Below are 7,380 nucleotides of genomic sequence, written 5' to 3'. Positions count from 1 at the left end.
GTTCTGCATAGGCTAACACGTGGTTTAGAAGACTGGTACCATACCCTTTTCCCTGTTCTGCCAACAACGTGGCAAGTTTTCTAAATTGAAGAGAATGGTCATATTTTTCGGATACGAACAAGGATACTACCGAAACAATTTGCTGATCTACTGTTAATCCCAGGTGAACGGCTGTTTCATCGCCGTCTACCCGTGCCATTTCCACCGGTTTTCCAGGATACATTACTTCCTGCCGCAAGGGCATTACCTGGTGCAGGTATAGCTGGGTTAGTTGTGCCTGCGAACTCATTGGGTAATTTTTTTCAGGGCTTTTTCGATAGCATCCATAGCCTGGTCTACAGCAGCTTTATTGGTCCGAAAATTCACCAATGCAGCCCGTATGCAGGCTTGGTCCTTGTAAACAGAAGCTGTCATAAACACCACCCCCTCTTTGTTTAGCTCCTCCAGAAAATCACTTATAGTAATGCTTGCAGGTGTATCTGGAACCGGTTCAAAACAAACGGTGTTTAACCGTACCGGCGCCAATAGTTGAAAATAACCTGTTTCAACCAACCGTTCTGCCAGGTAAACAGCCATTTGAACAGATTGCTCAACAATATCTTTATACCCTGTTTTACCATAAGCCATCAATCCAAACCATACCGGTAGTGCCCGGAATCGGCGGCTGTTCTCCGGCACATAATTCAGGTAAGAAAATTGTTCCCACGGATTACCGAGGTAAGGCGCCGCCGAATTCTGAAAGCTCTCCATTTGTAAAACAGCATGTTCTTTCCTGGTTAAGATCAGGGCACTATCGTACGGCACATTCAGCCATTTATGAAAATCGATGGTTATACTATCTGCATATTGCCATCCATCAACAAGGTGCCGGTACTTTTGCGAAACTGCCGCAAAGCCACCAAATGCAGCATCCACATGTATCCAACAGGTATATGATTTTTTTAACTCAGCCAGTTGCTGCAGGTTATCGAAATCTACGCTGTTAACCGTACCAGCACTTGCAAGTAGTATAAACGGATGTCGGACATCTGCCGGCAGCATTTTTTTGAGCGCTTCAATATCCATGGCTTCCCTGTCGGGCAGGGTAGGCACCACCTGAACATTGGCGCTGCCCATTCCCAGCATTGAAAGCGCTTTCAGGCTGCTGGAGTGAGGCTGCGCGGAAAAAACAGGAATTGAAGCACGCAAGCCATCTCGGGCAATATCCATACCCAATTGCTTACCCGCCCACTGCCGGGCTACTGCAAGACCCGAAAAATTTGCCATGGTAGCGCCGGTAACAAAAGCCCCCATGAAAGCATCGGGCAATCCGAACAAGTCGAGTAATAACTGAACCGTTTGTAGTTCCAATAAGGCAGAGGCATCGCCCTTGCCTGTGGTCAACTGCGAGTTCTGGTCAAAAACGGTTGTAAGCCAGTCGCCCATAATACTGGCCGGGGTGGTGCCGCCGGTTACAAATCCCCAATAACGCGGCCCCGAGCTGGCTACAATATGCGGATAAAACAGTTTCCTGAACAGATCGAGGGTATGCTTACCTCCCAACCCATTATCCGGCAAACCCGGCCATTCAATTTGGCCGACCTGGGTAGTGGTAGGGTGGTCAGAAAGCTGTTGGAGATGCTGTTCACTCATTGCCTTGGCAGCATCTAGCAAAAGACTTAGTTCTTCCACATCCTGTTGAATCCGGGCATTCATATCTTCTCAATAAAATTACGCAGGATCTGTTCTCCGGTGCGGGCAGATTTTTCCGGATGAAACTGCACACCGTAATAATTTTTTTTATGCAGGGCAGAACTGTAGGGTGCCAGGTAATCGGTAGTTGCAATGGTATCTTCACCAAGGGCCGCATAATAACCATGTACAAAATAACAATAGCTATTATCCGATACTGTATCAAAAAGTGGAGTCTTTAGCGAGGAGATGGTATTCCAGCCGATCTGAGGAATTTTATACAAGGTATCAGCTGCCTCTGCAGCCTGCAATTTATTTTTTTGCTGGTGAAAGGATTTTACCTGCTCCGCAAAAATACCCAGGCATTCCGTAGCATTTTCTTCCGAATAGGCGCACATTAATTGCATCCCCAGGCAAATACCCAAAACTGGTTGCTGAAGGTCACGTAAAACCTGATCCAGCTTTCGTTCCCGAAGGTAACGCATAGCACTGCTGGCTTCTCCCACACCGGGAAAAATAACCTTATCGGCTTTCCTGAGCAATTCGAAATCATCGGTAACAACAGCTGTTGCACCAATACGCTCCAAGGCATATAATACGCTTTGGATATTTCCGGCATTGTATTTTACGATTGCTATTTCCATGATAAATAATCTATAGTACGCCGTTTAAAAAATCGCGGGTGGTGGCAGCAATATCTGTTGATCCCTCCAATGCCCGGATATACGCGGTGCCAATTATTGCGCCATTTGCATGAGCTGCTGCCGCGTCAAAACTTTCTTTATCCTTTATTCCAAAGCCCACCAATACCGGGTTGGTAAGCTTGTAGGATTGTAATCGTTCCAAATATGCTTCTACAGCAGGCAGCTGTTTAGCAGAGCCAGTGGTGGAAGAAGAAGAAACAGCATAAAGAAATCCAGAGCTCAGGGAATCAAGCCTTAAGACCCGCTCTTTTGCGGTTTCCGGCGTCACCAGAAAAATAAAATCAAGCCCGTATTTTTTTATGATAGCCCCGTATTCGGTTTCAAATTCATATTCAGGCAAATCAGGTAGTATGAGGCCGTCTACACCTACACGGGCAGCTTCCGCGCAAAACCGTTCAAATCCGAACTGTAAAACCGGATTCATATATCCCATTAGCAGTACCGGCACTGATATGCGTTCCCTAAAATTTTCCAGTTGATGAAACAAGGTTTCAATGGTCATACCATTTGCCAGTGCAATGCTGCTGCTTTGCTGAATTACAGGTCCGTCTGCCAGCGGATCACTATAAGGCATGCCGAGCTCAATCAGGTCTGCACCATTTTCCTGGAGTGCTTCCATAACCGGAAGCGTACTGGTTAATGCCGGGTAACCCGCCGTACAATATACATTTAGCACACGGGTTGATTTACGTTGAAATAAAGCGTTAATTCTGCTCATAGGGGCATTCTTAAGTCGTTAATTTTTTTTCCATTCTGATATCTGATCGCTTGTAAATGGAGTTTCCAACAGGGATTTCTTCAAAACCATATTTTTTATAGAGATGAATAGCTGCACCCAGTTTTTTATGTGAATACAACTGGAGCGTTAGAGCTCCTAAACCAGCAGCAGTAGCAAGGGCATGCTGAACCATTGCATGACCGATCTGGTGTCCCTGGTAGGCTTTATCAACCGCCATTTTGGACAATTCAAAGCAATCTTTACCGCTTTTGATTAATGCATAACAGCCTACAACAGTATCCTGCACCAGGGCAAAATAAATAAAGCCTCCTTTATTGATATAGTATTCCTCCGGGTTGCTCAACATTTGGTGGTCAACCGGTTCTACCTCAAAAAACTCTTCTAACCAGGCGGTATTAAGCCGTTTAAAATCAGGCGCCCATTTTTGCTGGTAGGGTTCGATGGTTAATGCTGTATTCATCAGATTCCTGTCATTTCCATTTGTTTCATATAAGTGGCCAGGTCTTTATCTCCCCGTCCGCTTAAACAGATCACTACCTGTTCTTTGTTGCTGAGCGAAAGCTGGTGCAAGGCTGAAAAAGCGTGGGCAGTTTCCAGTGCCGGAATAATTCCTTCAAGCCGGGCCACGTCAAATGCGGCGCGCAGTGCGTCTTCATCTGTAACCGCCAGGAATTTACCCCGACCGCTATCAAATAAATTGGCATGCAGGGGGCCAATACCCGGATAATCGAGGCCGGCAGATATACTATGCGGCTCCACCACCTGTCCATCGGCTGTTTGCATCACAAGGCTTTTACTGCCATGTAATACCCCTGATTTTCCCAGCGCAGTAGTAGCAGCACTCATGCCGCTGTTTACTCCATGTCCAGCGGCTTCAACAGCCACCAATTGAACCGATAGCTCATCAAGAAAATGAAAAAAAGCACCAGCTGCATTGCTTCCCCCACCCACGCAGGCGATAACATGCGAAGGCAGTTCCGAACCTGTTTTTTCTTTCAGCTGCCATTTAATTTCTTCACTGATAATGCTTTGGAACCGAGCCACCATATCCGGATACGGATGCGGGCCAACGACACTGCCAATGATATAATGAGTATCAACCGGGTTATTAATCCAATCGCGAATGGCTTCATTGGTGGCATCTTTCAGGGTTTTACTGCCACTGACAGCAGGCACCACTTTTGCACCCAGCATCCGCATACGGGCAACATTGGGGGCTTGCCGTTCAATATCTTTCTCCCCCATATAAACAATACATTCCATGCCCTTCAGCGCACATACTGTGGCAGTGGCCACCCCATGTTGCCCGGCACCTGTTTCGGCAATAATTCTTTTTTTACCCAGGCGTTCCGCCAGCAATATCTGGCCAATCGTATTATTGATTTTATGAGCACCGGTATGGCATAGATCTTCCCGTTTCAAATAGATATTGGTTGAAAATGCCTGGCTTAGTCGTTTGGCAAAATACAGGGGCGTTGGCCGGCCAACATAATCTCTCAGCAATTGCTGAAATTCTTGTTGAAAATCCGGCTCCTGCATGATCTCCCGGTAACGAAGCTGTAGTTCTTCCACATTGGGATGCAGCATTTCCGGGATATAAGCCCCCCCAAACCGGCCATAATACCCTTGTTTGGTGGGTTGTTGATAGGTTTGCATAATGAAACTATTAATACGCATTGAGTTTTTTAATAAAATCACCGACCAGGTTTAAATCTTTAATACCCGGACTTGTTTCGAAACGGCTGTTGATATCCACTGCAAACAGTCCTTTTGCCTCCGGTTCCGTTGAAAATTCTTTTAATGCGTCCACATCTCCGGGTTCAATACCTCCACTCAGGAAATAAGGCTTGCCGATATGTTGGGACTTAAGCATGCGCCAGTCGAATTTTTTTCCTGTTCCACCGTAACCTACGCCCATGGTATCAAATAAAAACATATCACACACATCCAGGTAAGGGCGTACCATCCATTCTATACTATCGTTTTCACTTAACCGAAATGCTTTCACAACGGAAACATAGTCTGCGATCCGCTCACAATATTTAGGTGTTTCATCGCCGTGTAACTGCACCATATGCAGCCGGCATTCATCCACCATTTGAATTACTTCCTCTACGCCGGAATTCACAAATACGCCAACCTTGTTTATCTTTTTTTCTTTTTTAAGATCCGTGGTCGTAAGATGGCGCAATACATACCTCGGACTTTTAGGATAAAATATAAAGCCGGCGAAGGTTGCCCCCAGTTCTTCCAATTGGTCTACCTGTTCGAGCTGGGTCATTCCGCATACTTTTACTCTCATAAATTACTGTCCATTTTAAGTGTTAGTAGTCAACCGGCGTATCAGACCGGGTAGTTAATTATGAATTTTCTTTTAATGCATGACTGAATAATTCAAAAGCTTTTGCAGGATCGGCCGCTTTCATAAATTGTTCTCCAATTAAAAAACCGTCAAATCCATTTTGTTTAAAAGCCGTATCATATCTACTTTATCAATGCCACTTTCTGCCACTTTTAGGCATGCTGCAGGCAACTTGGCTGCCATCTCCAGGCTCTTTTCAATATTTACTTCAAAGGTTTTCAGGTTACGGTTATTGATACCTACGATCGGTGTATATTCATTCACATGATTCAATTCCGATTCATCGTGCAACTCCAGTAACACACTTAAACCCATGTCCTGTGCAAGCCTGGATAAATCCAACACCTGTCTGGGTCCCAGGCAGGCTGCAATCAGGAGAATGATATCTGCGCCCATCGCTTTTGCCTCATAGACCTGGTACGCATCAATCATAAAATCTTTACGCAATAAGGGTACCATTTGCTGCCGGGCAACCCGCAGATCATCCGCTGTTCCTCCAAAAAAAGATTCATCCGTTAATACAGAAATAGCCGAAGCACCGCAGTTGGCATAGGCAGCAGTAACCGCCCCCACATCGGCCTGGGTATTGATGGCTCCTTTGGAGGGCGATTTCCGTTTGAATTCTGCAATGATGCCTGTTCTTGCCGGATCTTTTAAAAATTGCGCAAGAGACAAGGGGGTTCTGTTGAAAAAAACTTCTTTTTCCAGGATTGGCAGGGGCCGTTGCGCCTTTCTTTCTTCTACTTCTATCTTTTTGGCGGCGATAATGGTATCCAGTATATTCATTGCTTATTGCAGTTCAACTAGTTTTTTTAATGCATTTCTTGCTTTTCCGCTTTCCAGGCTTTCCACCGCTGCGCCATAGGCCGCCTCGTAGCTTGGGTATTGCCCGGTACTTTTTAATGCCATCGCTGCATTTGCCAGTACCACCGCATTTTGTGCCCAGCTGCCTTTACCATCCAGAATTTTCAGAAAAATTTTAGCCGCTTCTTCCACGGAATTGCCACCGTAAATATCGGAAGGCTGTACCATTCTTTTACCAATCTGTTCAGGAGTTAGTAATTCCTCGCCTGAATTGGTTATTACTTTTGTATCAGCTGTAAGAGAAATTTCATCATACCCGTCCAGGCTATGGATGATGGTAAACTGTCCACCGGTTTGTTGCAACAAGTAGTTATACACTCTGGCCATTTCGAGATTATACACACCCACTACCTGGTAGGCCGGGTCAGCCGGGTTAACCATCGGCCCCAGCATATTAAAAAAAGTACGCATTCCAAGGTTTTTCCGGATGGGTGCCACAACTTTTAGCGCCGGATGAAAGAGGGGAGCATGCAGGAAACAGATATTCGCTGCATCGATTTCTTTCTTTAGAGAATCGTTGCCGCTTTTAAACCGGTAGCCCAGCTGTTCCATTACATTGGATGCCCCGCTTATGGAAGAAGCCCCATAGTTGCCATGTTTGGCAACTTTCTGCCCGGCACCGGCTACCACAAAACAAGCCAGTGTGGAGATGTTGAACGTATTTTTTCCATCCCCCCCGGTTCCAACTATATCAACCACCTGTTCTCCGTTTAGCTGCACTTTTACACAAAGTTCCAATAAGGCATCCCGAAATCCCTGCAGTTCTTCAATGGTTACGCTGCGCATCAGGTAAACCGTCATGAAAGCGGTAATTTCATGTTCGTTGTACTGGCCTTTGCCAACATTCAGCAATAGCTCTTTGGCCATTGCCCTTGTCAGCGCCTTATGTTCAAATAAAAACTGTAATATTTTTTTCATGGTGCTATTTTTTTGGTCTGCGGGTTCAGTTGCCAAGCCAGTTGCGTAACATTTTTTCGCCGTCTGGCGTCAATACGCTTTCCGGATGAAACTGTACCCCCTGTACATCATAGGTCTTATGC

General features: G+C 45.7%; 9 protein-coding genes and 1 pseudogene. All 10 read right to left on the bottom strand.

The features are described 5' to 3' along the window. Nucleotides 1-289: GNAT family N-acetyltransferase (locus A1D16_RS18155; protein WP_290712133.1), on the bottom strand; the 289-nt coding region annotated here is incomplete at its 3' end. Continuing rightward, nucleotides 286-1,695, bottom strand: a complete 1,410-nt coding sequence (locus A1D16_RS18150) for a pyridoxal-dependent decarboxylase (protein WP_290712131.1) — start codon at nucleotides 1,693-1,695, stop codon at nucleotides 286-288. The genes A1D16_RS18150 and A1D16_RS18155, both read right to left, overlap by 4 nt. Further along, complete coding sequence (gene hisH / locus A1D16_RS18145) at nucleotides 1,692-2,315, bottom strand: imidazole glycerol phosphate synthase subunit HisH (RefSeq protein ID WP_290712129.1); 624 nt, start codon at nucleotides 2,313-2,315, stop codon at nucleotides 1,692-1,694. The genes A1D16_RS18150 and hisH overlap by 4 nt, the downstream gene beginning before the upstream one ends. A gap of 10 nt (nucleotides 2,316-2,325) precedes the next feature. Then, a complete protein-coding gene (gene trpA / locus A1D16_RS18140) occupies nucleotides 2,326-3,093 on the bottom strand; it encodes a tryptophan synthase subunit alpha (protein WP_290712127.1) in 768 nt (255 codons plus the stop codon). A 10-nt stretch (nucleotides 3,094-3,103) separates the two neighbouring features. Then, the gene (locus A1D16_RS18135; RefSeq protein WP_290712125.1) at nucleotides 3,104-3,574 is read right to left on the bottom strand and encodes a GNAT family N-acetyltransferase; all 471 of its coding nucleotides are present in this window, start codon (nucleotides 3,572-3,574) and stop codon (nucleotides 3,104-3,106) included. After that, a complete protein-coding gene (trpB, locus tag A1D16_RS18130; RefSeq protein WP_290712123.1) occupies nucleotides 3,574-4,791 on the bottom strand; it encodes a tryptophan synthase subunit beta in 1,218 nt (405 codons plus the stop codon). Before trpB ends, A1D16_RS18135 begins: the two co-directional genes overlap by 1 nt. After that, nucleotides 4,781-5,416: a phosphoribosylanthranilate isomerase gene (locus A1D16_RS18125; RefSeq protein WP_290712121.1), complete on the bottom strand. Its 636-nt coding sequence runs from the start codon at nucleotides 5,414-5,416 to the stop codon at nucleotides 4,781-4,783. Before A1D16_RS18125 ends, trpB begins: the two co-directional genes overlap by 11 nt. A 138-nt stretch (nucleotides 5,417-5,554) precedes the next feature. Continuing rightward, a complete protein-coding gene (locus A1D16_RS18120; protein ID WP_290712119.1) occupies nucleotides 5,555-6,262 on the bottom strand; it encodes an indole-3-glycerol phosphate synthase TrpC in 708 nt (235 codons plus the stop codon). 3 nt (nucleotides 6,263-6,265) lie between these two features. After that, nucleotides 6,266-7,258: an anthranilate phosphoribosyltransferase gene (trpD, locus tag A1D16_RS18115; protein ID WP_290712117.1), complete on the bottom strand. Its 993-nt coding sequence runs from the start codon at nucleotides 7,256-7,258 to the stop codon at nucleotides 6,266-6,268. 25 nt (nucleotides 7,259-7,283) lie between these two features. After that, a pseudogene (locus tag A1D16_RS18110) lies at nucleotides 7,284-7,380 on the bottom strand (aminodeoxychorismate/anthranilate synthase component II); the annotation flags it as partial.

Source organism: Flavihumibacter sp. CACIAM 22H1, from assembly GCF_001601815.1.
Lineage (GTDB): Bacteria > Bacteroidota > Bacteroidia > Chitinophagales > Chitinophagaceae > Flavihumibacter.
The sequence above is the reverse complement of the archived record's forward strand: the minus strand, read 5'-3'. Positions and strand labels throughout refer to the sequence as shown.

Bases quoted from the DNA above. Each gene is read 5' to 3' on its own strand.
- A1D16_RS18135 (WP_290712125.1), bottom strand. From the start codon at position 3,574: ATGAATACAGCATTAACCATCGAACCCTACCAGCAAAAATGGGCGCCT.
- trpB (WP_290712123.1), bottom strand. From the start codon at position 4,791: ATGCGTATTAATAGTTTCATTATGCAAACCTATCAACAACCCACCAAA.
- A1D16_RS18120 (WP_290712119.1), bottom strand. From the start codon at position 6,262: ATGAATATACTGGATACCATTATCGCCGCCAAAAAGATAGAAGTAGAA.
- hisH (WP_290712129.1), bottom strand. From the start codon at position 2,315: ATGGAAATAGCAATCGTAAAATACAATGCCGGAAATATCCAAAGCGTA.
- trpD (WP_290712117.1), bottom strand. From the start codon at position 7,258: ATGAAAAAAATATTACAGTTTTTATTTGAACATAAGGCGCTGACAAGG.
- A1D16_RS18150 (WP_290712131.1), bottom strand. From the start codon at position 1,695: ATGAATGCCCGGATTCAACAGGATGTGGAAGAACTAAGTCTTTTGCTA.
- A1D16_RS18125 (WP_290712121.1), bottom strand. From the start codon at position 5,416: ATGAGAGTAAAAGTATGCGGAATGACCCAGCTCGAACAGGTAGACCAA.
- trpA (WP_290712127.1), bottom strand. From the start codon at position 3,093: ATGAGCAGAATTAACGCTTTATTTCAACGTAAATCAACCCGTGTGCTA.